21 protein-coding genes are annotated in these 26,220 nt (G+C 64.9%); 11 read left to right on the top strand and 10 right to left on the bottom strand.

Features of this window, described 5'->3' with window-relative positions; genetic code table 11:
• The first annotated feature begins 212 nt into the window (after positions 1–212).
• Genes FNV92_RS26360 through cyoD form a run of 4 tightly spaced genes read left to right on the top strand, consistent with a single transcriptional unit; the run spans position 213 to position 4,060 of the window.
• Positions 213–1,046 (top strand): cytochrome ubiquinol oxidase subunit II family protein, encoded by an 834-nt coding sequence (locus FNV92_RS26360; protein WP_143843921.1) that lies wholly within the window; start codon positions 213–215, stop codon positions 1,044–1,046.
• Positions 1,036–3,033 carry a cytochrome o ubiquinol oxidase subunit I gene (gene cyoB, locus FNV92_RS26355; protein WP_143843922.1) on the top strand — a complete coding sequence of 666 codons (1,998 nt, stop codon included), beginning with the start codon at positions 1,036–1,038 and terminating at the stop codon, positions 3,031–3,033. The genes FNV92_RS26360 and cyoB overlap by 11 nt, the downstream gene beginning before the upstream one ends.
• Entirely contained in the window at positions 3,033–3,674 is a 642-nt protein-coding gene (locus tag FNV92_RS26350) for a cytochrome (ubi)quinol oxidase subunit III (RefSeq protein ID WP_143843923.1), read from the top strand. Before cyoB ends, FNV92_RS26350 begins: the two co-directional genes overlap by 1 nt.
• A complete protein-coding gene (cyoD, locus tag FNV92_RS26345) occupies positions 3,671–4,060 on the top strand; it encodes a cytochrome o ubiquinol oxidase subunit IV (RefSeq protein ID WP_143843924.1) in 390 nt (129 codons plus the stop codon). The genes FNV92_RS26350 and cyoD overlap by 4 nt, the downstream gene beginning before the upstream one ends.
• A gap of 240 nt (positions 4,061–4,300) precedes the next feature.
• Here the strand turns inward: cyoD and FNV92_RS26340 are convergent, their stop codons facing one another.
• Positions 4,301–5,089 (bottom strand): thermonuclease family protein, encoded by a 789-nt coding sequence (locus FNV92_RS26340; protein ID WP_143843925.1) that lies wholly within the window; start codon positions 5,087–5,089, stop codon positions 4,301–4,303.
• Positions 5,090–5,293: 204 nt separating this feature from the next.
• On the opposite strand from FNV92_RS26340, the gene FNV92_RS26335 reads away from it, so the two are divergent.
• The 4 genes from FNV92_RS26335 to FNV92_RS26320 all read left to right on the top strand — a co-directional run bounded on the left by FNV92_RS26335 (position 5,294) and on the right by FNV92_RS26320 (position 10,250).
• Positions 5,294–6,892, top strand: a complete 1,599-nt coding sequence (locus FNV92_RS26335; RefSeq protein WP_143843926.1) for a GMC family oxidoreductase — start codon at positions 5,294–5,296, stop codon at positions 6,890–6,892.
• A gap of 7 nt (positions 6,893–6,899) precedes the next feature.
• A complete protein-coding gene (locus tag FNV92_RS26330) occupies positions 6,900–7,349 on the top strand; it encodes a gluconate 2-dehydrogenase subunit 3 family protein (protein ID WP_143843927.1) in 450 nt (149 codons plus the stop codon).
• A 91-nt stretch (positions 7,350–7,440) separates the two neighbouring features.
• Positions 7,441–8,460, top strand: a complete 1,020-nt coding sequence (locus FNV92_RS26325; RefSeq protein WP_143843928.1) for a S1C family serine protease — start codon at positions 7,441–7,443, stop codon at positions 8,458–8,460.
• 59 nt (positions 8,461–8,519) lie between these two features.
• Positions 8,520–10,250, top strand: coding sequence for an FAD-dependent oxidoreductase (locus FNV92_RS26320; RefSeq protein WP_143843929.1), 1,731 nt, complete (start codon positions 8,520–8,522; stop codon positions 10,248–10,250).
• Positions 10,251–10,382: 132 nt separating this feature from the next.
• On the opposite strand, the gene FNV92_RS26315 is transcribed toward FNV92_RS26320, so the two are convergent.
• Positions 10,383–13,859 carry an indolepyruvate ferredoxin oxidoreductase family protein gene (locus tag FNV92_RS26315; protein WP_143843930.1) on the bottom strand — a complete coding sequence of 1,159 codons (3,477 nt, stop codon included), beginning with the start codon at positions 13,857–13,859 and terminating at the stop codon, positions 10,383–10,385.
• A gap of 569 nt (positions 13,860–14,428) precedes the next feature.
• Between FNV92_RS26315 and FNV92_RS26310 the strand changes: the two genes are divergently transcribed.
• Together FNV92_RS26310 and FNV92_RS26305 are read left to right on the top strand one after the other, a co-directional pair.
• Positions 14,429–15,127, top strand: coding sequence for a cysteine hydrolase family protein (locus FNV92_RS26310; protein ID WP_143843931.1), 699 nt, complete (start codon positions 14,429–14,431; stop codon positions 15,125–15,127).
• Positions 15,128–15,137: 10 nt separating this feature from the next.
• Positions 15,138–16,790, top strand: coding sequence for a regulator (locus FNV92_RS26305; RefSeq protein WP_143843932.1), 1,653 nt, complete (start codon positions 15,138–15,140; stop codon positions 16,788–16,790).
• A gap of 55 nt (positions 16,791–16,845) precedes the next feature.
• On the opposite strand, the gene soxA is transcribed toward FNV92_RS26305, so the two are convergent.
• The 7 genes from soxA to FNV92_RS26270 are packed head-to-tail and all read right to left on the bottom strand — an operon-like array spanning position 16,846 to position 22,825.
• Positions 16,846–17,625 carry a sulfur oxidation c-type cytochrome SoxA gene (gene soxA, locus FNV92_RS26300; RefSeq protein ID WP_168213557.1) on the bottom strand — a complete coding sequence of 260 codons (780 nt, stop codon included), beginning with the start codon at positions 17,623–17,625 and terminating at the stop codon, positions 16,846–16,848.
• Positions 17,622–17,939, bottom strand: coding sequence for a thiosulfate oxidation carrier complex protein SoxZ (gene soxZ / locus FNV92_RS26295; protein WP_143843934.1), 318 nt, complete (start codon positions 17,937–17,939; stop codon positions 17,622–17,624). The genes soxA and soxZ overlap by 4 nt, the downstream gene beginning before the upstream one ends.
• Positions 17,939–18,406, bottom strand: coding sequence for a SoxY-related AACIE arm protein (locus tag FNV92_RS26290; RefSeq protein WP_143843935.1), 468 nt, complete (start codon positions 18,404–18,406; stop codon positions 17,939–17,941). The genes soxZ and FNV92_RS26290 overlap by 1 nt, the downstream gene beginning before the upstream one ends.
• Before the next feature lie 8 nt (positions 18,407–18,414).
• A complete protein-coding gene (gene soxX, locus FNV92_RS26285; RefSeq protein WP_143843936.1) occupies positions 18,415–18,861 on the bottom strand; it encodes a sulfur oxidation c-type cytochrome SoxX in 447 nt (148 codons plus the stop codon).
• Positions 18,854–20,125 (bottom strand): NAD(P)/FAD-dependent oxidoreductase, encoded by a 1,272-nt coding sequence (locus FNV92_RS26280; protein ID WP_143843937.1) that lies wholly within the window; start codon positions 20,123–20,125, stop codon positions 18,854–18,856. Before FNV92_RS26280 ends, soxX begins: the two co-directional genes overlap by 8 nt.
• A 52-nt stretch (positions 20,126–20,177) precedes the next feature.
• The gene (locus tag FNV92_RS26275; RefSeq protein ID WP_143843938.1) at positions 20,178–22,364 is read right to left on the bottom strand and encodes a xanthine dehydrogenase family protein molybdopterin-binding subunit; all 2,187 of its coding nucleotides are present in this window, start codon (positions 22,362–22,364) and stop codon (positions 20,178–20,180) included.
• Between the two features lie 11 nt (positions 22,365–22,375).
• A complete protein-coding gene (locus tag FNV92_RS26270; RefSeq protein WP_015687731.1) occupies positions 22,376–22,825 on the bottom strand; it encodes a (2Fe-2S)-binding protein in 450 nt (149 codons plus the stop codon).
• 310 nt (positions 22,826–23,135) lie between these two features.
• On the opposite strand from FNV92_RS26270, the gene FNV92_RS26265 reads away from it, so the two are divergent.
• Positions 23,136–24,755: a B12-binding domain-containing radical SAM protein gene (locus tag FNV92_RS26265; RefSeq protein WP_143843939.1), complete on the top strand. Its 1,620-nt coding sequence runs from the start codon at positions 23,136–23,138 to the stop codon at positions 24,753–24,755.
• Positions 24,756–24,760: 5 nt separating this feature from the next.
• Here FNV92_RS26265 and FNV92_RS26260 read toward each other — a convergent pair whose 3' ends face one another.
• Positions 24,761–26,149: an MFS transporter gene (locus FNV92_RS26260; protein ID WP_143843940.1), complete on the bottom strand. Its 1,389-nt coding sequence runs from the start codon at positions 26,147–26,149 to the stop codon at positions 24,761–24,763.
• Between the last annotated feature and the right edge of the window lie 71 nt (positions 26,150–26,220).

Below are 26,220 nucleotides of genomic sequence, written 5' to 3'. Positions count from 1 at the left end.
TTCGCCGACGATAGCATGCTGCACAGGGGGGTGAAGGGCGGCGGTCCCGCGCAGATGTCATTGACATCGCGTGGAAATGCATGCCGTAGCGCGGCACGGCGTTCGGCCGACCTGAGGTGGTGCGGTACTGTGTTGGTGCGGCCGCGTTTGTTGTTGGACCTTTTCCGCGCTAGACTCGCGTCCGGGGTTTCCCAATCGCCAGTGGCTTGCCGATGAATCTGCTCGATCCACAAGGGCCGGTGGCTGCCGCCAACAGCACCATCCTGGTCGACTCCGTCTTCATCATGCTCGCGATCGTGGTGCCGACCATCATCGCGATCCTTGCGTTTGCGTTCTGGTTTCGCGCCTCAAATCCGAAAGCGCGGTACCAGCCTGACTTCGTCTATTCCGGCCGTGTCGAGATGGTGGTGTGGGCGATCCCGGCGCTCACCGTGATCCTGCTCGGCGGCGTCGCCTGGATCGGCTCGCATCAGCTCGATCCCGCAGCGCCCGTGCCGGGCACCGGAAGTCCGGTGCGGATCCAGGCTGTCTCGCTCGACTGGAAATGGCTGTTCATCTATCCGGACCAGCGCATCGCCACGGTCAATACACTGACGGTGCCGGCCGGTGCCGAGCTGAATTTTCAGCTGACCTCGTCGAGCGTGATGAACACGTTCTTCATCCCGCAGCTCGGCAGCATGATCTACACGATGAACGGCATGGTGACGAAGCTGAACCTGCGCGCCGATAACGAGGGCAAGCTCAAGGGTCTGTCGGCGCATTTCTCCGGCGACGGCTTTCCCGACATGATGTTCGACGTCAACGTGATCTCGCCGCTCGCCTTTCCGGACTGGGTGGCGGAGACGGCGAAGTCCGACGCCGTGCTGAACGAGGAGAGCTACAAGAAGCTGATGCAGCAGGGCATCGAGAAGGGGAGGCGGAGTTACCGTCTCGAAGATCCCCGGCTGTTCGACCTGATCGCGACCCAGCACATTCCACCCGGGCCCGGACCCGAGCTGATCTCGGATGCGGGCCGTCCGCGCAGTGGAGGCCACGATGCTCGGTAAGCTCGATTGGTCGGCCATTCCGTTCGATCAGCCGATTCCGCTGATCGCGGGCGCTGTGGTGCTGGTCGCGATCCTCGCCGTGCTGATATGGGTCGTGGTGAAGGGGCACCTGCCTTATCTCTGGCAGGAATGGATCACCAGCGTCGATCACAAGCGGATCGGCGTCATGTACATCCTGCTGGCCTCCGTGATGCTGCTGCGCGGCGGCAGCGATGCCATCATGATGCGAATCCAGCAGGCGGTGGCCTTCCAGTCGCAGGGCTATCTCCCGCCGGAGCATTACAATCAGATCTTCTCGGCCCACGGCACCATCATGATCTTCTTCGTGGCGATGCCGTTCGTGATCGGATTGATGAACCTGATCGTACCGCTGCAGCTCGGCGTGCGCGACGTCGCATTCCCGACGCTCAATTCGGTCGGCTTCTGGCTGACCGCAACCGGCGCGCTGCTGGTCAATCTCTCGCTCGTGATCGGCGAGTTCGCGCGGACCGGCTGGCTCGCCTTTCCGCCGCTGTCGGAACTGTCCTATTCCCCGGGCGTCGGTGTCGACTATTACGCCTGGTCGCTGCAGATCTCCGGCGTCGGCACGCTGGTAGCCGGCATCAATCTCGTCACGACGGTGCTGAAGCTGCGTACCAGGGGCATGAACTATCTGCGCATGCCGATGTTCTGCTGGACCACGCTGGCTTCGAACCTCCTGATCGTCGCGGCGTTTCCAATCCTCACCGCCACGCTCGCGATGCTGCTGCTCGACCGCTATCTCGGCTTCCATTTCTTCACCAACGAGGCCGGCGGCAACGTCATGATGTTCATGAACCTGATCTGGGCTTGGGGGCATCCGGAGGTCTACATCCTCGTGCTGCCTGCGTTCGGCATCTTCTCCGAGGTGGTCTCGACCTTCTCCGGCAAGGCGCTGTTCGGTTACCGCTCCATGGTGCTCGCGACCATGGCGATCTGCGTCATCTCCTTTATGGTCTGGCTGCATCATTTCTTCACGATGGGCGCGGGTCCGGACGTCAACGCCATCTTCGGCATCGCCAGCATGATCATCGCCGTGCCGACGGGTGTGAAGATCTACAACTGGCTGTTCACGATGTACGGCGGCCGCGTCCGCTTCACGACGCCGATGCTGTGGGCGGTCGGATTCATGGTCACCTTCATCATCGGCGGACTGACGGGCGTATTGCTCGCGGTGCCGCCCGCCGACTTCATGCTCCACAACAGCATGTTCCTGGTAGCGCATTTCCACAACGTCATCATCGGCGGCGTGCTGTTCGGCGCCTTCGCCGGGTTCGAATACTGGTTCCCGAAGGCGTTCGGTTTCCGTCTCGACGAGCGCTGGGGCAAGGCGGCGTTCTGGTTCACGTTTCTCGGTTTCTACGTCACCTTCGTGCCGCTCTATGTCGCCGGCATGCTCGGTATGACCAGGCGCATGCAGCATTACGATGTGGCGGCGTGGCGGCCGTGGATGCTCATTGCCGCGGCCGGCATGGCCGTGCTGACGATCGGGGTGATCTGTCAGATCGTGCAACTCGTGGTCAGCATTCGCAACCGCGAGGCCCTGCGCGACCGCACCGGCGATCCCTGGGACGGGCGCTCGCTGGAATGGGCGACGTCGTCGCCGCCACCGGTGTTCAATTTCGCTTTCCATCCCGACGTGCGCGGCGAGGATGCCTATTGGGACATGAAGGCCCATGCGCAGCAATCGCTCGATTCCTCGCCGCCTGAATATCACGACATCGAGATGCCCAGGAACTCGCCGACCGGCTTCGTCTGCGCGTTCTTCGCCACGATCATGGGCTTCGCGCTGATCTGGCACATCTGGTGGATGGTGATTTTGGGCGGCATCGGCGCGTTCGCGACCTTCGTCGTATTCGCCTGGCGCGACCATGACGAATACATCATTCCGGCCGACGAGGTCGCGGCGATCGAGCGCGTCAATCTCGAGGAACGGCACAGCCTCGTCAGCATGGCGGGAACCGTCTGATGTCGATGACCGTAGCCGCCGACCGCGCGACTTCCGATCCTCATCACATCGGGCTCGTCATCGAGCATCCGGGGCCGGCGCCAAAGCGGACCGTCACCGCCTACGGCTTCTGGGTGTTCCTGCTGTCCGACATCGTGATGTTTTCCTGCTTCTTCGCGGCTCACGCGGTGCTGGCCGACCAGACCGCGGGCGGCCCCAAGGGCTCGGAGATCTTCGAGCAGCGCAATGTCGCGATCGAGACCGTGTGCCTGCTGTTGTCGAGCTTCACCTGCGGCATGGCAAGCATTGCCGCCGATGTGCGCAACCGGTTCTGGTTCTACCTCGGCATGACCGTGACCTGCGTGCTCGGGTTAATTTTCCTCGCCATCGAGTTCCGCGAATTCGCCGGCCTCGTCGCGCGCGGCTATGGCCCGTCGCGCAGTGCGTTCCTGACCTCGTTCTTTTCGCTGGTCGGATGCCACGGCCTGCACGTCTCGGCTGGCGTGCTCTGGCTGCTCACCATGATGGCGCAGGTCTTCGCCAAGGGCTTTCGTGCCGACGTGCTGCGCCGGATGATGTGCTTTGCGCTGTTCTGGCACGCGCTCGACATCGTCTGGGTCGGGGTGTTCTCCGTCGTCTATTTGCTGGGGAGTGGCGCATGAGCGATCATATGCAGGTGAGGGCGGACCATGACATCGCACCGGGCGATGAAGAGCAGCACAACGTCGGCCAGCGTATTCTCGGCTATGTCGTCGGCCTCGGCTTGGCGCTGCTGCTCACCGCGACGTCGTTCTTCATCGCCGGCACAGATCTGGTCTGGCAGCCGTCCATCCCGGTCGCATTGATCGTGCTCGCGATCGCGCAGATGGGCGTGCACCTGGTGTTTTTCCTGCACATCACGACCGGGCCTGACAATACCAACAATGTGCTGGCTCTGGCGTTCGGCCTTCTGGTCGTGTTCCTGGTGGTCGGCGGCACCGTATGGATCATGGGGCATCTCAACCAGAACATGCTGCCAATGGATCAGATCATGCAAATGCATCGCTAGTGCGAGCATGAATGCGGAAATGGCTTGTACAAAAAAGAAGAGCCGCTTGTTTGTGACAAGCGGCCCAAGTCTAGGGAGGAAACGCCCGAGCAAAGCAATCGGACCGAGGCCGGATTGCTGCCAAGGAGGCGATAGCGAAAAAGGCGCTACCGCACGCTCTTAGAAATGCCGCAACTCCCGATAGAGATCAATTCCGGATCAATACTGTCTCGGCTCTCTCTCGGATGGTTGACGTTTCCTTCATTTCGGCCGGCGGCAATTATAGGCCTTGCGGAAGCCCGCGGCCTGCGCGTCGTCCTCGGAGCAGAACCAGCGGTCCGGCTTGGTGGTCGCGGGATAGCTCGGGCAGCCCCTCAAGTGATAGATGCCGACATTGCCGGTGACGCGCGCGCGCACCGCGAGCTTGCCCTTGATGCTGCAGCTTGGCGGCATGGTCAGCTCTTCCGGAAACAGGACCGCGCGAATTTCCTTGTCGCGGTCTGGGCGGCAGGCCGCGCCGAGCAGCGCGCCGTCCTTCTTGCCCATGCGGAATTCTTGCGGTGCAACAAAACAGCCCTTCCAGAGGCCGGCCGATGCCGCCTTGGCTTCGGCGGCTGCCGGCTTGACGTTGGCCTTGATCGGCTCGCGGGCGATGGCGTAGCCGAGCTTGATCAGTTGCTCGTTCAGGGTGACCTTGTCGCCCTCGGCCGTGCAGATGGCGCGATGCCGCTTGCCAAAGCTCTTCTCCGGTCCGACGTCGTCGCAGCGCACGGAGCGCTTGTTGATCAGCTTCGCCAGCTGGTCGCGGGCCTCGATGCCGCAGGTCCAGGGATCGGCGTGATCGTCGATGCAGACCTGGTCCAGTTCGGGCGCGTCGACGCCGTCCAGCCGGTAGGTGACGTCGCCGAGCTGGATGGAATTGGCATCCCGCACGGTCGCGGCCGCGGTCAGGGCGGAAGCCGGTCCCGAGAGCACCGCAAATCCCGACAGAGCGAGAAATAAAACCAGCGCGAATGCGCGGATGGCGGCAAATGAATTCTCGAAGGGCATAATTTCTCGCTATCGATGGTTCTTGCGCCTCGTTCCTAGCATCCGGGCGTCGCAACACCAATGGTCTGCGCCCTGCGAAGTGCGACATTCCCCGCCGGTGGCTTTACTCAGCCGTGGCTCTGATCCTATCGTTTGCGGAAGCCTTGCGAGCCGTGATGGCCGAATCGCCCCGGGAAGCGGCGAGGGCGGGAGGACGATGTTTCGATGAAAGACCCCGTGGACGTCCTGATCATCGGCGCCGGCGCTTCAGGCGCTGCAGTGGCGTGGTCGCTGGCGGAGACCAAGATGCACATTCTCTGCCTGGAGCAGGGCGGCTGGATGAACCCGGCGGAATATCCGAGCACCGGCCGCGATTGGGAGGCCAAATTTTACGGCGAGTGGGCGACCAGCCCGAACATCCGCGGCCGGCCCGAGGACTATCCGATCAACGACGACAATTCGCCGATCAAGGTCGTCAACTACAATGCCGTCGGCGGCTCGACCGTGATGTACACCGCGCACTGGCCGCGGCTGCATCCGTCCGATTTCAAGGTCAAGACGCTCGATGGCGTCGCCGACGACTGGCCGATCGACTATGACGCGCTGACCCCGTTCTTCGAAGAGAACGACCGCATCATGGGGACGTCAGGCCTGTCGGGCGACCCGCTGTCGCCGCTGACGCATCCGCCGATGCCGCAGCAGCCGCTCGGATTGTCCGGTGCCATCCTCGGCAAAGCCATGAACAAGCTCGGCTGGCACTGGTGGCCGTCGGATACAACGGTCGCGACGACGGACTACGAGGGCCGCGCGCGCTGCATCAACCTCGGCCATTGCACGCCGGCATGTGCGCAAGGCGCAAAGTCCTCCACCGACATCACCTATTGGCCGCAAGCTGTGCGCGCCGGCGTCGAGCTGCGCACCCACTGCCGGGTGCGCGAGATCACCACCGACGAGAACGGCATGGCCACCGGCGTGGTCTATTACGATAAGGACGGCGTCGAGCATTTTCAGCCCGCGCATGTCGTCATCATCGCCTGCAACGGTGTCGGCACGCCGCGCCTGTTGCTGAACTCGGCGTCGAGCCGCTTTCCGAATGGCCTCGCCAATTCGTCGGGCCTCGTCGGCAAGAACCTGATGTTCCATCCCTATGCACAGATCTACGGCTATGTGAAGGAGCCGACCGACAGCAACCGCGCGCCGCCGACCTGCCTGTGGAGCAAGGAGTGGTACGACACGGACCTGTCGCGCGGCTTCGTGCGCGGCTACGGCGTCCAGTTCGTGCGGGGCGCCGGGCCGGTGTTCGAGGCCGTCGTCAGCGAGCAGAAGGGCATTTTGCCGTGGGGGGCCGATCATCACCGCGTGTTCCGCAAGCTCAACGGCCATCGGCTCGGCTTCTCCGCGATCTGCGAGGATTTGCCGGAGGAGCACAATTGCGTCACGCTCGATCCGGTGCTGAAGGACAGCCACGGCATTCCCGCGCCGAAGATCAACTACACGATCAGCGAGAACAGCCAGAAGATGATGGACCACGCGCTCGCGCGCGGCCGCGAGGTCCTGGAAATGGCGGGCGCGACCGACCTCTGCATCAACTCGCCGATCCCGTGGGGCGGCTGGCACCTGCTCGGCACTGCGCGCATGGGCTCCGACCCCGAACGCTCCGTCGTGAACGAATGGGGCCGCACGCATGACGTGAAGAACCTCTTCATCGTCGACGGCAGCATCTTCGTCACCTCGGGCGGCGTGAACCCGACGTCCACCATCCAGGCCCTCGCGCTCTACATCGCCGACCAGATGAAGCAGCGCCTCGCCAATCTGTTCGATTGAGGCCGTCATGTCCGAAAGCTATCAACTCACGCGCGCCCAACGCGACGACCTCCGCACTATCGCCGCGATGATCGTTCCCGCCAGCGACGAGTACAAGGTGCCGGGCGCCGACGATCCCGCCATCCAGGCCGACATGCTGGCGACGCTCGGCCGCGACGCCAAATTGGTCGTCGCCGCGCTGGATCATCTGGCGCGGCTGGCAGGTCAGCCGCTCGCCGAGCTCGATGCCGCCAGGCGCGATGCGGTGGCGCAGGAGTTTCGCAACAACGGCGGCGCGGCGGCTGCAACGCTCGTCCGCGTCGTCCTGCAATGCTACTACCGCGACGACCGCGTGCTGCGCTCGCTCGGGCTCGAGCTGCGTGCACCGTTCCCGAAGGGCTATGTGCTCCCGGATGGCGACTGGTCGCTGCTCGACCCGGTCAAGGCGAAGGCGGGCACGCTGCGGCGGGCGCCCTAGCCACCTGGGTAGCCCAGTCTCGCGCCCCGGGCGGGCCACTTGCGCCAGCAGGAGCAGGCCACCATCTGTGTGAGCCTCAAGGACTGCTATCATGCTGGATTTCACCTCAGACATCGTCGATGACGCCTCGTCATCGCGGGCGGCGGCGGCTGCCCCGGACAATGACCGGGCTCTGCTGGACGCCTATTCCAATGCCGTGATCGACGTCACCGACCGTGTCGGCCCTGCGGTGGTGCGCGTCGAGACCGGACCGAAGGTTCCGAACGGACGCGAGCGCGGCGGGCTCGGCTCCGGCATCGTGATCTCGCCGGACGGGCTCGTGCTCACCAACAGCCACGTGGTCGGCGCCTCCAGGGAGATCCGGCTGCGCGACGTCGAAGGGAATGTCGGCGATGCCCGGGTGCTCGGCGTCGATCCCGATACGGATCTGGCGCTGCTACGTGCCAATGGGGTGCGCGACTTGCCTTATGCCGCGCTCGGCAACTCCCAAAGCCTGAAGCGCGGCCAGCTCGTGATTGCGATCGGCAATCCGCTCGGCTTTGAATCGACCGTGACCGCCGGCGTGGTCTCGGCGCTCGGACGTTCGATCCGCTCGGTGAGCGGGCGCGCCATCGAGGACGTGATCCAGACCGATGCCGCGCTCAATCCCGGCAATTCCGGCGGCCCGCTGGTGTCGTCGAATGCCGAGGTGATCGGCATCAACACCGCGATCATCAATGGCGCGCAGGGCATCTGCTTCGCGGTTGCCAGCAACACCGCGCAATTCGTGCTGTCGGAGATCATCCGCCATGGCCATGTGCGCCGTGCCTATATCGGGGTCGCCGGACAGACTGCGCCGATTCCCCGCCGACATGCGGTGCTGGCCGGGGTCGACAACAAGATGGGCGCGCTGCTGGCGCAGATCGAGCCGGACGGGCCGGCGGCGAAGGCGGGCTTGTTGCCCGGCGACGTCGTGATCAGGCTCGACGGCGTCGCGATCAACGGAGTCGACGATCTGATCCGCGTGCTCGACCGTGACCGGATCGGCCGGCGGCTCGCCATGGACGTGCTGCGGCTCGGCCGTCTGCGGGCGATCGACATCGATCCGATCGAGCGCAAGCCGGCCCGCTAGCGCTGGGCAGGCGGGGCGAGGTATGACGGTGTCATGCCTTGTCCCGGGAAACCCACCACATGATGCCGGCGCACGAGACCTACGACGTCATTGTCATCGGTGCGGGTGCCGGTGGCATGACGGCGGCGTCGGTGGCTGCCGCCGAAGGGCTGCGCGTGCTGGTGATCGAGAAGACCGCCTTCGTCGGCGGGACCACCGCCTGGTCGGACGGCATGGTCTGGATCCCCGCCAATCCGAAGATGAAAGAGGCGGGACTTTCGGACAGCGTCACGGATGCCGTCCAGTACCTCGCGCGTACCGTGCCGGAGCCCGCCAATGCCGGCTTGCGCGCTGCCTTCCTTGCGCGCGGGCCGGAGGCGGTCGCCTATCTCGAAGCCAACACGGAGGTCCGCCTTCAGCCGGTCAAGGCCTATCCGGACTATTATCCGGAGCGGCTCGGCGCGACATCAGGCGGGCGCGTGCTGGAACCGGTCGCGTTCGACGGCACCCGGCTCGGCGCGCATTTCGTCCGGCTGCGCGCTCCGCTGCCGGAGTTCATGCTGTTCGGCGGCATGATGGTCAACCGTCTCGATATCCCGCATCTTCGCCGGATCGGAAAGTCGGTGCGTTCGACCCTGCGCGCGGCGCGTCTGGTCTCTGAATACGCGCTGCAACGGCTCCGCAGTCCGCGCGGGGCTACGTTGCATCTCGGCAATGCGCTTGTGGCGCGGCTCTATGCGTCGCTATTGGCGCGGCATGTCGAGATCCTGTTCAGCGCCGACGTCGAGGATCTGTCGATGCAGGGCGATCGCGTCGCTGGCGTGGCGATCCGCCATGGCTCCCGCGATCGCCTGATTGTCGCGCGCCGCGGCGTCGTGGTCGCGACCGGCGGCTTTTCGCACGATGCAGCTTTGCGCAAACGCTTTTTCCCCGCGGCAGCCGGTCTCGTCTCGGCGACCAGCACATCCGGCACAGGCGACGGACTTCGGCTTGCGGCAACGGTCGGTGCTGCGCTCAATACGGATGCGACGAGTCCGGCCTATTGGGTGCCGGCCTCGCTGTTCCGCCGCGCCGACGGCAGTCGCGGTGTCTTCCCGCACACGGTGACGGACCGCGCCAAGCCCGGCGTGATCGCCGTCAATGCCGCGGGCCGGCGCTTCGTCAACGAGGCGCTGTCCCACCACGAGTTCGTGCTTGCCATGCTGCGTGACGGCAAGGGCGAGCCGGACCGTCCGTTCTATCTGGTCTGCGACCGCCAATTTCTGTGGAGCTACGGCCTCGGCCGCATCAAGCCGTTCACGCGCGGGATTCGGCGTTATGTGGCAAGCGGCGAACTGATCGAGGCTCCGGATATCGCACAGCTCGCGGCGCAGATCGGCATCAATCCCGCCGTGCTTGCCGCGACGATCGCGACCTACAACGACGACGCGAAGGAGGGCCGTGATCCCGAATTCGGCCGTGGCAGCACCATCTATCAGCGCCATCTCGGCGATATCAGCCACAAGCCCAACCCCTGTGTCGCGCCGATCGCGCGTGCGCCGCTCTTTGCGATGCGCATCTATCCGGCCGACCTTGGCACGGCCATCGGCATGAAGGTCGACGCCCAGGCGCGCGTGCTGCGCGAGGACGGTTCGCCGATCGCCGGCCTGTACGCTTGCGGCAACGACATGGGCTCGATCATGAACGGGAATTATCCGGCGCCGGGAATCACGCTCGGGCCGGCGCTGACGTTCGGGTATATCGCGGGGCGGCATCTGGCGGAGGGGGCGGTGGTTGCGGCGAGCGCCGCGAAGGCGACCGTCGAGTTGTAGCCTCCGCCGTATCTCCAATCTCCGTCATTGCGAGCGCAGCGAAGCAATCCAGACTGTCTCTGCCGAAAGACGCTGGATTGCTTCGTCGCAAGGGCTCCTCGCAATGACGGGAGAGAGTGTGCGCTCCAATCGCTACTCCGCCGCGGCAGCAAACCGGCTGTTCTCCAGCTCCGCCTCCAGCCGCGCTTTCTCGGCTGCTGCCAGCTTGATGTTGGCTTCCTTGACATGGCCGAAGCCGCGGATGGTCTGCGGCACGCGGGCGAGCCGTGTCAGCAGCGGGATCTGCTCAGCCTTCAGCCCAGCCATCCGCTGGTCGATCATGCCGAGATAATCCTCGACCAGCCTCCGCTCGGTCCTGCGCTCCTCGGTGCGGCCGAACAAGTCGAGCGCACCGCCGCGCAGGAATTTCAGCTTTGCCAGCAAGCGGAAGATGTGGATCATCCAGCCGCCGAATTCCTTCTTCTGGAGATGTCCGGTCGTCTTGTCGCGCTGCGCGAAGATCGGCGGTGCGAGATGGAATTTCAGCGAGAAATCGCCGTCGAACTTCTCCGATACTTTCCTGGCAAAGCTGCCGTCGGTATAGAGCCGCGCGACCTCGTACTCGTCCTTGTAGGACATCAGCTTGAAAAGGTTCTTTGCGACAGCTTCGGTCAGCTCCGTGGACGCGGGCGAAGCGGCGCTCTCCGCTTTGCGCACCTTGGCGACAGCCGCGCGGTAGCGATCTGCATATGCTTTGTCCTGATAGCCGGTCAGGAACTCCGCGCGGGTGGCGATGATGTCGTCGAGGGACTTCGTCGGCGCGCTCGCCCGGCTCTTGAACTGAACCACGCTGCGCACCCGCGACATGTCGTGGGCTGCCAGGCGCCCCCAGGTGAAGGCGAGCTTGTTCATCTCGATCGCGGCGCCGTTGATCTCGATGGCGCGGAGCAGGGCCTCCAGCGACAGCGGAATCGCGCCCTTCTGGAAGGCGAAGCCGAGCATGAAGGGATTGGTTGCGATGCTGTCGCCCATCAGAGCGGCGGCAATGCCTGTCGCGTCGATGATGTCCAGGTTCTTCTCGCCGATCGCGTCGCGCAGCACGGTCTGCATCGTGCCCATCTCGAAATCGAGATCGGGGTTTTGCACGAAGCTCGCGGTCGGCTGCAGGTCGGCGTTGATGTAAGCCTTGGTGACGCCGCGTTCGGCGCGGCTGAGCGCGCTGGGACCTGCCGAGACGATCATGTCGCAGCCAAGAATGACGTCGGCACCGCCCGTGGTGATGCGTACGGCGGAGATGTCCTCAGGCCTCGGGGCGATGCGCACATGGCTCATCACCGCGCCGTTCTTCTGCGACAGGCCGGTGAAGTCCAGCGCCGAGCAGCCGCGGCCGTCGACATGGGCAGCCATGCCGAGCAGGGCGCCGATGGTGATGACGCCGGTGCCGCCGATGCCGGTGACGAGGATGTTGTAGGGACCGTCCAGCTCGCGCGCCGGCGGCAGTGGCAGGTCGGCGAACAGCTGGCCTGAATCGACTGACGAGGTCTTGATGCGCTTCAGCGTGCCGCCATGCACGGTGACAAAGCTCGGGCAGAAGCCTTCGACGCAGGAGAAGTCCTTGTTGCAGTTCGACTGGTCGATCTGGCGCTTGCGGCCGAACTCGGTTTCCAGCGGCTGCACCGAGACGCAGTTGGAGGCCTGCGAGCAATCACCGCAGCCTTCGCAGACGAGCTCGTTGATGAAGGCGCGCTTGGCGGGATCGGGATAGAGCCCGCGCTTGCGGCGGCGGCGCTTTTCCGCGGCGCAGGTCTGGTCGTAGATGACGACGGTGAGACCCTTGATGTCGCGCAGCTCGCGCTGGACGGCGTCGAGTTCGCGGCGGTGATGGATGGTCGCGCCCTGCGGGAAGTAATTGCCTTCCGGGTACTTGCCCGGATCGTCGGAGACGATCGCGAGCCGCTTGACGCCCTCGGCCCAGACCTGGTGCGCGATCTGCGCGACGTTGAAGGCGCCCTCGGCCGGCTGGCCGCCGGTCATCGCCACGGCGTCGTTGTAGAGGATCTTGTAGGTGATGTTGATGCCGGCAGCGGAGGCCGCGCGCAGTGCGAGCAGCCCGGAATGCGTGTAGGTGCCATCGCCGAGATTCTGGAAGATGTGCTGCTCGGTGGTGAAGGGCGACTGGCCGATCCAGTTCACGCCCTCGGCGCCCATATGCGAGATCAGATCGGTTCGGCGGGTCGGCATGCTCAGGGCCATGCCGTGGCAGCCGATGCCGGCCATGGCGCGGCTGCCTTCGGGCACTTTCGTCGAAGAGTTGTGAGGGCAGCCCGAGCAGAAGAACGGCGTGCGCGCGAGCTTGATCTGCGTGGCGGCGGCGATGGGGTGGTCGAACGCCTCGAGCCGGGCGAGACGCTGCTCCAGCACCGGGCTGTGATGGCCGAGCTTGCGAAGCCGCGCCACCAGCGCGCCTGCAACGATGGTCGGCGTCAGTTCGCCTTCGCTCGGCAGCAGCGGCGCGCCGCTCTCGTCGCGCTTGCCGGTGACGGTCGGGCGCCTCGACGCATCGATGTTGTAGAGGATGCGCATCAGCTGGTCTTCGATAAAGCCGCGCTTCTCCTCGACCACGAGCACGTCCTGCAGACCTTCCGCGAAGCGCTTCGCGCCGCTCTCTTCCAGCGGCCAGGTCATCGCGACCTTGTAGATGCGAAGGCCGAGGTCCTGCGCGTCCTTGTCGGTAATGCCTAAGTCGGCCAGCGCCTGGCGCAAATCGAGATAGGCCTTGCCGGTCGCGACGATGCCGAGCCGAGCCGGCTTGGAATCGAGCACGATGCGGTCGAGCTGGTTGGCACGGGCGAAAGCCTGGACCGCGGCCATCTTCGGGCCGAACAGGCGCCGCTCGGCGTCCAGCGGCGGATCGGGCCAGCGGATGTTGAGGCCGCCGGGCGGCATCTCGAAATCATCGGGCAGCTTGATCTGAATGCGCTCGGGGTCGCTGTAGATCGACGCCGAGCTCTCGACGGTCTCGCTGATCGCCTTGAAGCCGACCCAGCAGCCGGAGAAGCGCGACAGCGCGAAACCATAGAGGCCGAGGTCGAGATAATCCTGCAGCGTCGCCGGATTGATCACGGGGATCAGCGCCGCCGCGAACACCTGCTCGCTCTGATGCGCCAGTGTCGAGGACTGGCAGCCATGGTCGTCGCCCGCGAGCGCGAGCACGCCGCCATTGAGCGATGTGCCGGCCGCATTGGCGTGCTTGAGCGCGTCGACCGAGCGGTCGACGCCGGGACCCTTGCCGTACCAGATGCCGAACACGCCATCGACCTTGGCGCCGGGAAACAGGCCGACCTGCTGGCTGCCCCAGACCGCGGTTGCCGCGAGGTCCTCGTTCAGGCCGGGGACGAAGGCGATGTCGTGCTGCTGGAGGTGCGACTTCGCGCGCCACAACGCGTGGTCGTACATGCCGAGCGGGGAACCGCGATAGCCGGAGATGAAGCCGCCGGTGTTGAGCCCCTGGAGCCGGTCGCGTTCGCGCTGCAGCATGGGCAATCGAACCAGGGCCTGGGTGCCGGACAGGAAGATCCGCTTCGATTCGAGCCTGTATTTGTCATCCAGCTCGACCTGCATCAGCGTCATTTCAGAAGTCCTCGTCTCGATGTCCAGCGTGGAATTTTGCGCTGCGGGAGGGATTGCGGCTGCGCGACGCTAATTGTGACAGTCAAGAGCATGGGCCGGCGAAGTCAATACGGCTAGCCGCATCCGTGTCGCTCCTGCTGGTCATGGCTGCTTGTGGAGGACGCTCGTATTCGACAAGGCGACGCTGAGGGATTCGCACGCGCCGTATGAGGGAGAGTATCGGCGGGGGCGCAAGGCGTCGCCAAGCCTTCTCCTCGTCATTCCGGGGCGCGCGTCGCGCGAGCGCGGAATCCATCGGGCCACAAACGATGACGTGAAATGGATTCCGGGCTCGACGCTTGCGCCTCGCCCCGGAATGACGGCGAGCGACACGCCGCTTCGCCGCTCATCCTTTGAGCAAATGCACGTCGCAAAGCCGTCGCACAGGGAATAAGCAGCGACCGGTTGCGGGCGTAAGTTTCTGAGTAAGCAACGAAATCCATCGCACCGCATGCTCCAAAGCTATTGTACACAATGGCACGGCGTTTGCAGAACTCCTGGCAAGAGAGTTCTCGCGGGGGCCTTGAGTCATGTTGAACTCAACCAAGCCGACACTGGGCGTCATCAGCGCCGAGCCCGATCCGATCAAGCTCGATTGGGCGAGTACCGCGCTTCTCATTATCGATATGCAGCGCGATTTCATGGAGCCCGGCGGGTTCGGCGAGACCCTCGGCAATGACGTCAGCCAGCTTGCGCGCGCCGTGAAGCCGATCGGTGCCGTACTGCAAGCGGCGCGCGACACCGGCATGCTGGTGGTCCACACCCGCGAAGGACATCTGCCGGATCTCTCGGATGCGCCGCCGGCGAAAGTCGAGCGCGGCGCGCCGAGCCTTCGCATCGGCGATCCCGGCCCGATGGGGCGTATTCTCATTCGCGGCGAAGCCGGTCACGACATCATCCCCGAGCTCTATCCGCTCGACAGCGAGGTCGTGATCGACAAGCCCGGCAAGGGTGCGTTCTACGCTACCGAGCTCACGGACGTACTGGAGAAATACGGCATCGAGAATCTTCTGGTGTGTGGCGTGACCACAGAAGTCTGCGTCAACACCACCGTGCGCGAGGCCAATGACCGCGGCTATCGCTGCGTCGTCATTTCGGACGGCTGCGCATCCTACTTCCCCGAGTTTCACGAGATGGGCCTGAAGATGATCAAGGCCCAGGGCGGCATCTTCGGCTGGGTCGCAAGCTCAGCCGCGGTTTTGGAGGCAATGAAGGTTTCGACCACATAGGGGAAATATCATGAGCACATTGACGGGGACGGCCGGCAGGTCTGAGTTCAAGCCGGCACTATGGACATCGGGCGACTGGAACGCATTTTTCGGCTTCGGCACCAACATCCTCGTCAACATGCTGGTGCTCACCGGGTTGTTGCGCTTCGTCCTGAAGATGCCGGACAGTCTCGTGTTCGGCCGCATCCTGCCCGCGCTCGGGCTGATGATGTGCCTGTCGACCTTCTATTACGCATATCTCGCCTATCGCCTCGCTCAGAAGACCGGCCGCACCGACGTTTGCGCGCTGCCCTCCGGCGTCAGCGTGCCGCACATGTTCATCGTCACCTTCGTGATCATGCTGCCGATCACGATCAAGACCGGTGATCCGCTGAAGGGCTGGTCGGCCGGCCTCGTCTGGGTGTTCTTCCAGAGCTTCATCCTCATGATCGGTGGCTTCATCGCGCCGTTCATTCGCAGGATCACGCCGCGCGCGGCGCTGCTCGGCACGCTCGCAGGCGTCTCCGTCACCTTCATCTCGATGCGGCCCGCACTCGAAATGTACATGACGCCGCAGATCGGCCTCGTCTGCTTCGCCATCATCCTGGTGAGCTGGTTCGGCGGCGTGAAATATTGGCGCGGCATTCCCGCCGGTCTTGTCGCGATCGCGGTCGGCATGGTCATCGCCTGGGGCTCGAACCTGTTCGGCCTCGGTCTTGGCGGCTTGAGCGTCAAGGGCGTCGGAGACGCTTTCGCAAACTTCGGCTTCTCGGTGCCGATCCCGGCGGTGGGCTACGTTTTCTCCGGTTTCGAATTCCTCGGCATCATCCTGGTCACCGCCATTCCCTTCGGCATCTACGACCTCGTCGAGGCCATGGACAATGTCGAGAGTGCGGAAGCGGCCGGCGACGAATATCCGACCACGCGCGTGCTGACCGCCGACGGCGTCGTCAGCCTGATCGGCTGCCTGATGGGCAACCCGTTCATCAACGCCGTCTATATCGGGCATCCCGGCTGGAAGGCGATGGGGGGGCGCATCGGCTATTCGGCCGCGACCGGCATCATGGTCGTGGTGCTGGCGTGGCTCGGCATCATCTCGGTACTGCTGGCACTCGTGCCCGTCGTCGCGATCTCGCCGATCCTGCTCTATATCGGCATGCTGATCGGCGCGCAGGCCTTCCAGACCACACCGGTCAAGCACGCGCCAGCGATCGTGCTCGCGCTGACACCGCACCTGGCGGCCTGGGCCAAGCTCCAGATCGATACGATGCTGGGCTCGACCATGATGGCGGCGACCTCGGTCGGTGGTCTTGCCGCCGACAAGGCCGATGCGGTCAAGGCCGCGGCGATCGCAGCGCTGCCGCAGCAGGGCGTGTTCTATCACGGGCTTGAAGTGATGGGCGGTGGCTCCATCCTCGGCGGCCTCATCCTCGGCGCGATCGGAGTGTTCATCATCGAGCGTGATTTTGAGAAGGCCTCGGCGTTCGCCCTGGTTGGCGCTGTGCTCACCTATTTCGGCTTCATGCATGGTGAAGCCGTCGGCATCGGCGGCGGCTTCGGCGTCACGCCCGCGGTGGCGCTCGCCTATGCCGCGATGGCGGCCGGCCTGTTCGCGGCCAGCAAGCTCGGCGCCACCGAGCACTATGCCGCACATCCGGAGCTGCACGCCGCACCGGCGGAATAGACGTCGACTTAGGGTGCTCGCGAGACGGCCGGGAAATATCCCGGCCGTTTTCGTCTCAGGGCCGGACGGCCGGTGTTTCCATCGGCAGGCCGCGCGCCCGCGACATCAAATAGAGTTCGAGCGCGACCAGTTCTGGCGAGCCGTAATCAAAGGCCTGGGCGCGAACGCCGGTCATGCAGCTGCGCAAGCGCCGCTCCAGCGATCCCAGCGTCTGCCATTCGAGCCGGTAGAGTGGATAGCCGGTCGGCTGCGCCTGCGTGATCGGTGCGCCGGCGAGGCGCTTGTCGAAATTGTCGTCGTGGCAATTCGCGCAGGCGAGGTTGAGCTGACCCTCGCGCTGCATGAAGAGGTCGCGGCCCCGCGCAACGAACGGTCTCAATTCGGGGGCATCGCCAGCCGTGATCGCGACGCCGCGGGACTGGTGGGCGACGAAGCCGGACAGTGCCAGGAGGTCGCGGCTCTCGTAAGGCAGTGGCGCAGCCTGCTGATGATCAGCGCGGCAGAGATTGATGCGCTGGTCGAGCGTTACGGGGCGGCTGAGTGGTTTGTCGAAGGCGGGGTAGCGTGCCGCGACGCCCTTCATGCTGGTGCGCGCGTCGCCATGGCAGTCGGCACAGGATTTGTCGGCGCCGCCGGTCTTCCTTCCCCACAGTGCTTCGCCGTCGAGCACGAACAGCATGCCCGGATTGGACGTGTCGTCGTCCTGCATGGCGCGCGTCTCGGGCCCCATGAACGAATAGCCGGAGCGTCGTGCATCGCGCGGGATTTCGCCGGCGAGCAGGGCAGGGGTCACAGTCAGCAGTGCCGCCGCCGCTATCGCGCGCCAAAAAATCATTCGACCGTGATCGATGCCGATGCGGTGGATGAATAGCCGTTGTCGCCGATCCATTCGAACTCGAACTTGCCGCTCTCCTGCACGACTGTGAAGAAGGACAGATAGGGGTTGGCGGCGATCGCCGGAAACAGATCGGCACGAAAGATCTCGGTGCCGTTGTAGCGGCAGGTAAAGCTGGTGATGATGTCGCGCGGCACCAGCGCGCCGTCCATGGTGTGGCGAAAGCCGGTTTCCATGATGTGCGAGGTCAGCGTGCGGATCTCGATGACGTCGCCGCGTCTGGCCTTGGCGGGAACGTTGATGAGGGCGGTCATCAGTTCACCTCCTCGGTGCAGGCCGCCAGCGTCACGACCACGTCGGCGGCAACCTGCCAGAACGTATCGTCGGAGAGCCGGGCGATCGCCACCACCTTCTGGGTGTCGGCGAGCCGGATCCGGGTTGAGAACTGGGCACGTCCGGAGGAGGGGTTGAGATAGAAATTGCCGATGTTCGGCTGCGGGTTCTTCTCGTTGAAGACGTGGATGCTCTTGACGTAGTCGGTCGCCGTCATCGGGCTCGCGACGCTCACCGTCATCGGCACCGTGTTGCCGTTCTCGACCAGCGGCGGAATGTCGAGCTTCACCTTGCCGTTGCGGATCGACGCTTCACCGACGACATTGCGGATCGCGGTGCTGAGCATTGCCGGTGTCGCCTCGAGCGGACGCATCGTGACGATCGGAATCGTCCCGGCCACCGTCACGCTCCCGGCAAGGCTCAAGAATTGTCGTCGCGTGGCTGGCATGAACAGTCCTAGTCCCGAAGCGTTGCAAGAAAGGCCACGATGTCCTCGATTTCCGCAGCCGACAATATCGGCTTGCCATCGAAATTGCGCCCGACGCGGAGGAGGCCCGCGTAGCGATAATAGGACGGCATGATGGTCTCCGCGTTGAAGCGCGAGGCGTCAACCAGCCGAAGCCGCAACTGGCTCGCCGTCCAGCGGTTCCCGGTACCGGCAAGATCGGGCGCGAGGTCGCCCTGGAACCGCGCTTCCGGAAACGGACCGGAATGGCAAAGGATGCAGGTCGTCGTGCGGGCCAGCACCAATGCGCGGCCGCGTATGGCGTCACCGGGTGAGCCGGTGAGCGAGTCTGCGATGCCGTCGCCGGCGATCTTGTAAGGCACAAGCTCGTCCGCGTTCGCAGCGCAGGCAATGCTGGCAGCGATCAGCGCTGCGATATGGACGGATGCTTTAGCCAAAGGTGTCCGCCGTGATGGTGCGAAACCAGCGCTCGGCCTCCGCCGCCTCACGGGCGCGCGTCTCGCGCGGCGCATCGACCGGGCTGGTCGCGCCGCCCTCGACCTCGGCAAAGATATCGCCCTTGGGCTGGTAGTTGCCGGCAAGGGAGAAGCCGTAACCGGGTGCGACGGTGTTGTAGCAGACGCCGTTCAGGCGTGGCGTTTCCGGCGCACGGCCCGCGAGCAGGTTGACGATGGTGGCCGCGCAGGCCTTGCCTTGCGCGCTCGCGGCGGAGGCCGATTTGGGGATACCGCCGCCGAGACAGGCGTCGCCGATGACGTGGATGTTTGGGACGAGTTTTGACTCGAAGGTCACAGGATCAATCGGGCACCAGCCGGTCGCATTCGCAGCGCCCGCGACCTCGGCGATGTGCCCGGCGCGCTGCGGCGGGATGACATTGGCGACGTCGGGCGTGTAGTTGCCGAACTCCGTGACGATGGTCCGGGTCGAAGGATCGACCGAAGTGACGCGACCGCCCTGCGACAGTCCCACGCGCTCGATCATGTCGCCGTAGAGCTCTTTCCAGGCCTGCTCGAACAGCCGCTGCTGCGAAAAATTGTCCTTGGCATCGAGGATCAGCACCTTCGAGCGCGGCTTCTTCGTCTTCAGGTAGTGGGCGATCAGGCTGGCGCGCTCGTAAGGTGCCGGCGGACAGCGTGACGGATTGGCGGGGATCGCGATGGCGACCGTGCCGCCATCATCCATCGCCTCCAGTTGCCGGCGCAGCAGCAGTGTCTGCGGGCCGGCCTTCCAGGCGTGCGGCATTTTCTCCGAGGTGGTCGCGTCGTAGCCGGGCAGGGCTTCGAAGTTGAAGTCGATGCCGGGAGAGAGCACGAGACGGTCGTAGGGCAGAGCAACGCCATCAGCCGTCATGACGCTGCGTTGCTGCGGTTCGATCGTGGTCACGGCCTCGCCGATCACGATGATGCCCTCCGCGGCGAGCCTGTCATAGTCAAACTGTTGGGCGTGAATATCGCGCAAGCCAGCGACCACCTGGTTGCTGAAAGGGCAGGAGGTGAAGACCGCGTTGGGTTCGATCAGGATGACCTGCAAGTTGGCCTGCGCACGCTTGAGCGCACGAGCACAGGCTGCTCCGCCAAAGCCGCCGCCGACCACGACGATGCGGCCCGCCGATTGTGCGCGCAGGATCGAAGGTGTGGCGAGCGATGTGGCTACAGCGGTGATGCCGAGGAGGGCATCCCGCCGTGTCACCGGCACATTCATGAGTCTTGTCCGGAAAATGCCGCGGCGACCGATCTGGCCGCCGCGGCGTCTCTCACGCGAAGGTGATGTTCTGGTCGCGCAGCGGCACCGAGCGGATGCGCTTGCCCGTCGCCGCGAAATAGGCGTTGAGCACCGCCGGCGCCGCGACGCCGATGGTCGGTTCGCCGACGCCGCCCCAGAATCCGCCGCTCGGCACCATCACCGATTCCACCTTCGGCATCTCGTTGATGCGCATCGAGTTGTAGGTGTCGAAGTTGGTTTGCTCGATCTTGCCGTCCTTGACGGTGCAGCCGCCGTAGAACAGCGCGGATAGGCCGTAGACGAAGGAGCCGGCGATCTGCCGCTCCACCTGCGCCGGGTTGACGACGTAGCCCGGATCGGTGGAGGCGACGATACGATGCACCTTGATCTTGTTGCCGTCGGTCACCGAGATTTCGGCGGCGCCTGCCACATAGCTGCCATAGCCCATGACCTGCGCAATGCCGCGATAGACGCCTTTCGGCGCCGGCGTGGTCCAGCCGATCTTCTCGGCCACGGCATTGAGCACCGCCAGATGCTTGGGATGGTTGCCCATCAGCTTGCGGCGGAATTCGAGCGGGTCCTGACCTGCGGCCTGGGCCAGCTCGTCCATGAAGCATTCCGTGTAGATCGCGTTGTGGTTGACGTTCACGCCTCGCCAGAAGCCGGGCGGAACGTGCGGGTTGCGCATCGCATGCTCGACCAGGAGATTGGGCACCGAGTAGCCGAACGCGGCCTCGCCGGACTGGGCGACGCCCTGGAATGCGGCCGGATCCATGCCGTTCTGCAGCGCTTCGGGACGCAGCGAGAACAGGATCGACTGTCCGGACAGGCGGTAGTGCAACGCGACCAGATTGTTGTTGGCGTCGAACGCGCCGGTCATCTTGCACTGGGTGATCGGGTGATACCGACCGTGCGCCATGTCCTCCTCGCGCGACCACACCAGCTTGATCGGCGTGCCCGGCATCTGCTTGGCGATCATGACCGCCTGGCGGACATAGTCGGTCTGGCCGCGCCGGCCGAAGCCGCCGCCGGGCATCACCTTGTGCACGTCGCACTTCTCCGCCGGCAGGCCCGAGGCTTCGAGCGTGGCCGCGAAGGCCGCCTCGCCATTCTGCGTGCCGCACCAGACCTCGCATTTGTCCGCAGTGTAGATCGCGGTGGCGTTCATCGGCTCCATGGTGGCGTGGTTCTGGTAGGGATAGCTGTAGACGGCCTCGATCTTCTTGGCGGCGCCAGCGATCGCCGCCTTCGCGTCACCGTTCTTGTTGCCGACATAGGCGGGCTGGTCGTTGTCGAGACCCTCTGCCAGCCACTTCGCGATCGACTCGCTGGAGACCTTGGCGTTGTCGCCCTCGTCCCAGACGATCGGCAGCGCGTCGAGCGCGGTCTTGGCGTGCCACCAGGTGTCGGCAACGACCGCGACCGCGGTATCGCCGACCTTGACGACCTTCTTGACGCCCTTCATGCCGGCGATCTTGGCTTCGTCATAGCTCTTCAGCTTGCCGCCGAACACCGGGCAGTCCTTGATCGCGGCGTTCAGCATGCCCGGCAGCTTGACGTCGATGCCGTAGACCATCGTGCCGGTGGTCTTGTCGGCGGTGTCGAGCCGCAGCAAGCCCTTGCCGATGATTGTCCAGTCCTTGGGATCCTTGAGCTTGACCTCGGCCGGCGGCGTCATCTTGGCGGCGGCTTCGGCGACCTTGCCGTAGGTCGTCGTCTTGCCCGATGCCTTGTGCGTGATGACGCCCCTGGCGACGGTGCATTCGGAGGCCGGCACCTTCCACTCGTTCGCGGCAGCCTCGATCAACATCACGCGCGCGGTGGCGCCGCCTTTGCGGACATAATCTTGCGAAGAGCGGATGCCGCGGCTGCCGCCGGTCGAGAAATCGCCCCAGACCCGCTTGCGGGCGACGCTCTGGCCGGGTGTCGGATATTCAGTCGTCACCTTCGACCAGTCGCATTCGAGCTCTTCGGCGACGAGCTGGGCGAGGCCGGTGAGCGAGCCCTGGCCCATCTCGGAGCGGGCAATGCGGATCACCACGGTGTCGTCGGGCCGGACCACGACCCAGGCGTTGACCTCGGGCGAGCCGTCGGCCGCGCGGACCACGGCGGGTCCGCCGAAGGGCAGGTCAAGGCCGATTGCGAGGCCGGCGCCAACAGCGGCGGTGCCGACGACGAAGGCGCGGCGGTTCATCCTGGGAGAGATGTGCTTGTTCATGTGACGGCTCCTTATGCGCTGGCGATCGTGTGGATCGCTTCGCGCACCTGCTGGAAGGTGCCGCAGCGGCAGATATTGGTGATGGCCTCGTCGATGTCGGCGTCGGTCGGCTTCGGCTTCTCATTGAGGAGCGCCGCCACGGCCATGATCATGCCGCTCTGGCAATAGCCGCATTGCGGAACGTCCTTGGCAATCCAGGCTGCCTGTACCTTGTGCAGCGTGTCGCCGGACGCGAGCCCCTCGATCGTGGTGATCTTCTTGCCCTCGGCCTCGCTGACCGAAATGCCGCAGGAGCGGGTGGCGACGCCGTCCATGTGAACGGTGCAGGCGCCGCATTGTGCAATGCCGCAGCCATATTTGGTTCCGGTCAGACCGGCATTCTCGCGGATCGCCCAGAGCAGGGGCGTATCCGGCTCGACGTCGAGCGTGAAGGTTTTTCCGTTGATTGTTAGGTTTGCCATCGCAAGTCCCCTGATTGGCCCAATCCACCGAATGGACTCAGGGGCGCAATGTGTCCGGCATATTGGAACTGTTCAAATCAATAGTCCGCGGGGTGGCTATCGAAGATTCGCGTGGCTGAGGGAAGATTATGGGGACTGCGGTGTTTGGCCCCGGAACTCGTCGGGTGCGCGACGTCTCTCAAGGCGCCAATGCCCGGCTTGGGACGACGCTCCGGCGTGTTCCGCTGCGCTGCGGCGACAGTTTGTCCGCTTTGCCGGGATGCAAGACCGAAACGCTTTGCTACACTGCAGCCGAGTCAAAAGGAGTTCCATGAACTTGGCAAGCCCTTGCAACGTGCTGATGCTCTATCCGCTGTTTACGGCGGAGTCTTTCTGGAGCTTTGGCGAGTCCTGCAAATTGATGGGCGTGAAGCGCCCCGCCGCGCCCCTCGGCCTGATCACGGTCGCCGCGATGTTGCCCGAGGACTGGACTGTCCGGCTGATCGATTGCAACACGGCGTCCTTCGGTGAGGACGATCTCGCCTGGGCTGACGTCGTCTTCACCGGCGGAATGATGCCGCAGCAAGCCGACACGCTGCGCCTGATCGACGTGTGCCGCGCAGCAGGCAAGCCGGTGGTGGTCGGCGGTCCCGACCCCACCTCCAGCCCGCACGTCTACGAGAAGGCCGACTTCCGGGTGCTCGGCGAGGCCGAAAGCGTCATCGACGAATTCATCGCGGCCTGGGAGGGCGGTGCGCGCGCCGGCCTTTTCATCGCGCCGAAGTTCCAGGCCGACGTCACCACGACGCCGGTGCCGCGGTTCGATCTGCTCAAGTTCGAGGACTATCTCTATCTCGGTGTGCAGTATTCGCGCGGCTGCCCGTTCACCTGCGAGTTCTGCGATATCATCGAGCTTTACGGACGCGTGCCGCGCACCAAGACCAACGAGCAGATGCTGGCCGAGCTCGAGAGACTCTACCAGATGGGCTATCGCGGCCATCTCGACTTCGTCGACGACAATTTCATCGGCAACAAGAAGTCGCTCCGCCTGTTCCTGCCGCAACTGGCCGAATGGCAGCGCGCGCACGGCTATCCGTTCGAATTGTCGACCGAGGCCTCGGTCAATCTCGCCGACGATCCTGAATTGCTCGACCTGATGGGGGCCGCCAATTTCTTCGCTGTCTTCGTCGGCATCGAAAGTCCGGATCCCGCAACCCTGGTCTCGATGCGGAAGAAGCAGAACACACGGCGCAACATCGCCGAGAGCATCCACAAGATCTACGCCGCCGGAATGCTGGTCACCGCGGGGTTCATCGTCGGCTTCGACAACGAGAAGCTCTCGATGGCCGATGCCATGGTCGACTTCATCGAGGAGGCCGCGATCCCGGTCGCGATGGTCGGCCTGCTCTATGCGTTGCCGAACACGCAGCTCACGCGGCGTCTCGCCAAGGAAGGCCGGCTGCACGCGGGTCACGATATTGCCCCGGTCACGGGCGGCGATCAGTGCACCGGCGGTATCAATTTCGATCCGGTCCGGCCGTTGCGCGATATCCTGACCGACTACAAGACGGTGCTGGAGCGTATCTACAGCCCCGCGGCCTATGCCGGCCGTGTCGATAAGTTGATGACCCTGCTCGATCGCTCCAGGCAGCGCGACGACCTCGTCGAGGGTGATATTCGCTCCAAGATCGGCGCGATGGAGACCGTGCACCGCGTGGTCACCGCGCTTCCCGAGGCGCGCGGGCCGCTGTGGCAAACCTTCATGAACTGCGCCAAGCGCGACACGTCATCGGCGCGCATCGCGGTGCAGATGATCGCGGCCTATGCGCATCTCGGGCCGTTCTCGCGCAAGGTCATCGAAGCCATCGACGTGCGGCTGGCCGAGTTGGACGATCAGACCGTGATCCCGGCGGCGACGATCGACGTGGCGGCGGCCCGGCATCTGGCCTGATAGCCCTACTTCACGGCGAGCCGCAGGAAGCTCATGACGCTGCCGAGTGCGGCAAAGCCGGCGCCGAGCGCGAGCGCCACCGTTGCACCCTCGTGGCCGGCGAGCCCGAAGCAGGCCGCGGCGAGTGCCGCGCCGGTCGTCTGTCCCGTCAGGCGCGCGGTGGCGACGATGCCGGAGGCGCTGCCGCTGCGATGGGGCGGTGCGCTCGACATCACCGCCTTCATGTTCGGCGCCTGGAAGAAGCCGAACCCCATGCCGCAGATCACCATCCGCCAGATGATGTCGGGGATGGCGGGATTGGCCGGAAGCATCGCAAGCAGCGCCATGCCGAGGCCGAGCAGCACGAGGCCGATGCCGCCGAGCAGGCCGACGGCATAGCGGTCCGAGAGGCGCCCGGCGATCGGCGCCATGATGCCGACCACCAGTGGCCACGGCGTCATGAAGAATCCGGTCTCGACCTGCGAGCGGCCCAGCACGTCCTCGAAGTAGAACGGCAGCGAGACGAAGGCGAGGCCTTGAACCGCGAAGGAGCACACAGCGGTCGCCGCCGACAGGGCGAACATCGGTCGGCTGAACAAATCGATCGGAAGCATCGGCGCAGGATGGTCCGCATGGCGGCGAGTCAGAACGAAGCCGAGCGCGAGAGCCGCGACCAGCTCGATTCCCACGATAACAGGCGACAGATTGTGAGCGGCGCTGCCGATGCCGGTGATGAACAGGCCGAGGCAGGCCGACGCCAGCAGCGCGCCGAGAAAATCGAAGCCGTGATCGGCGCGCGGCGTCTTCGGCAGCATCGCAAAGCCAATGCCGGTGGCGACGAGGCCGAACGGGATGTTGACGGCGAACAGCCACGGCCACGGGCCGAGCGCGAGAATGGCCGAGGCGACCGAAGGCCCGAACGTGAACGCCGTCGCGACCACCAGCGCGTTGTGGCCGAAGCCGCGGCCGAGCATGCGTCCGGGATAGACGAAGCGCACCAGCGCGGTGTTGACGCTCATGATGCCGCTGGCCCCGAGGCCCTGCAGCGTGCGTGCGACCAGCAGGCTGTCGAGCGACCATGCCACCGCGCAGAACAGCGAGGCGATGGTGAACAGGATCAGGCCGCCGAGATAGATGCGCTGGTGCCCGACGATCTCGCCGAGCGCGCCGAGCGGCAGCAGCGTCGCCACCAGTGCGATCTGGTAGACGTTGACGACCCAGACCGACTGCTCCGGGCTGACATGCAGGTCGGCGGCAATGGCGGGCAGGGCGATGTTGGCGATCGCGGTGTCGAGCGAGGCCATCGCCAGCGCGGTGAAGATGGCGGCGATCGCCCAGCGCCGCTGCGCAGGCGGCAGACCGTCGGCGACGGTGTGGTCGGGCTCGCGCGCGGCGGCAGGTAACGTGATTGTCATTGCGTTAGCGCGTTGCTCCGGCGGCGTGGCTCAGGGGACTTTGGGCATGTACTACGGCCAAGCCTGCTTCC

Origin of the sequence: Bradyrhizobium cosmicum (assembly GCF_007290395.2) — a bacterium.
GTDB classification, from domain to species: Bacteria; Pseudomonadota; Alphaproteobacteria; order Rhizobiales; family Xanthobacteraceae; genus Bradyrhizobium; species Bradyrhizobium cosmicum.
Note: the sequence above shows the minus strand (reverse complement) of the source record. Positions and strands in the feature narration are given on the sequence as shown.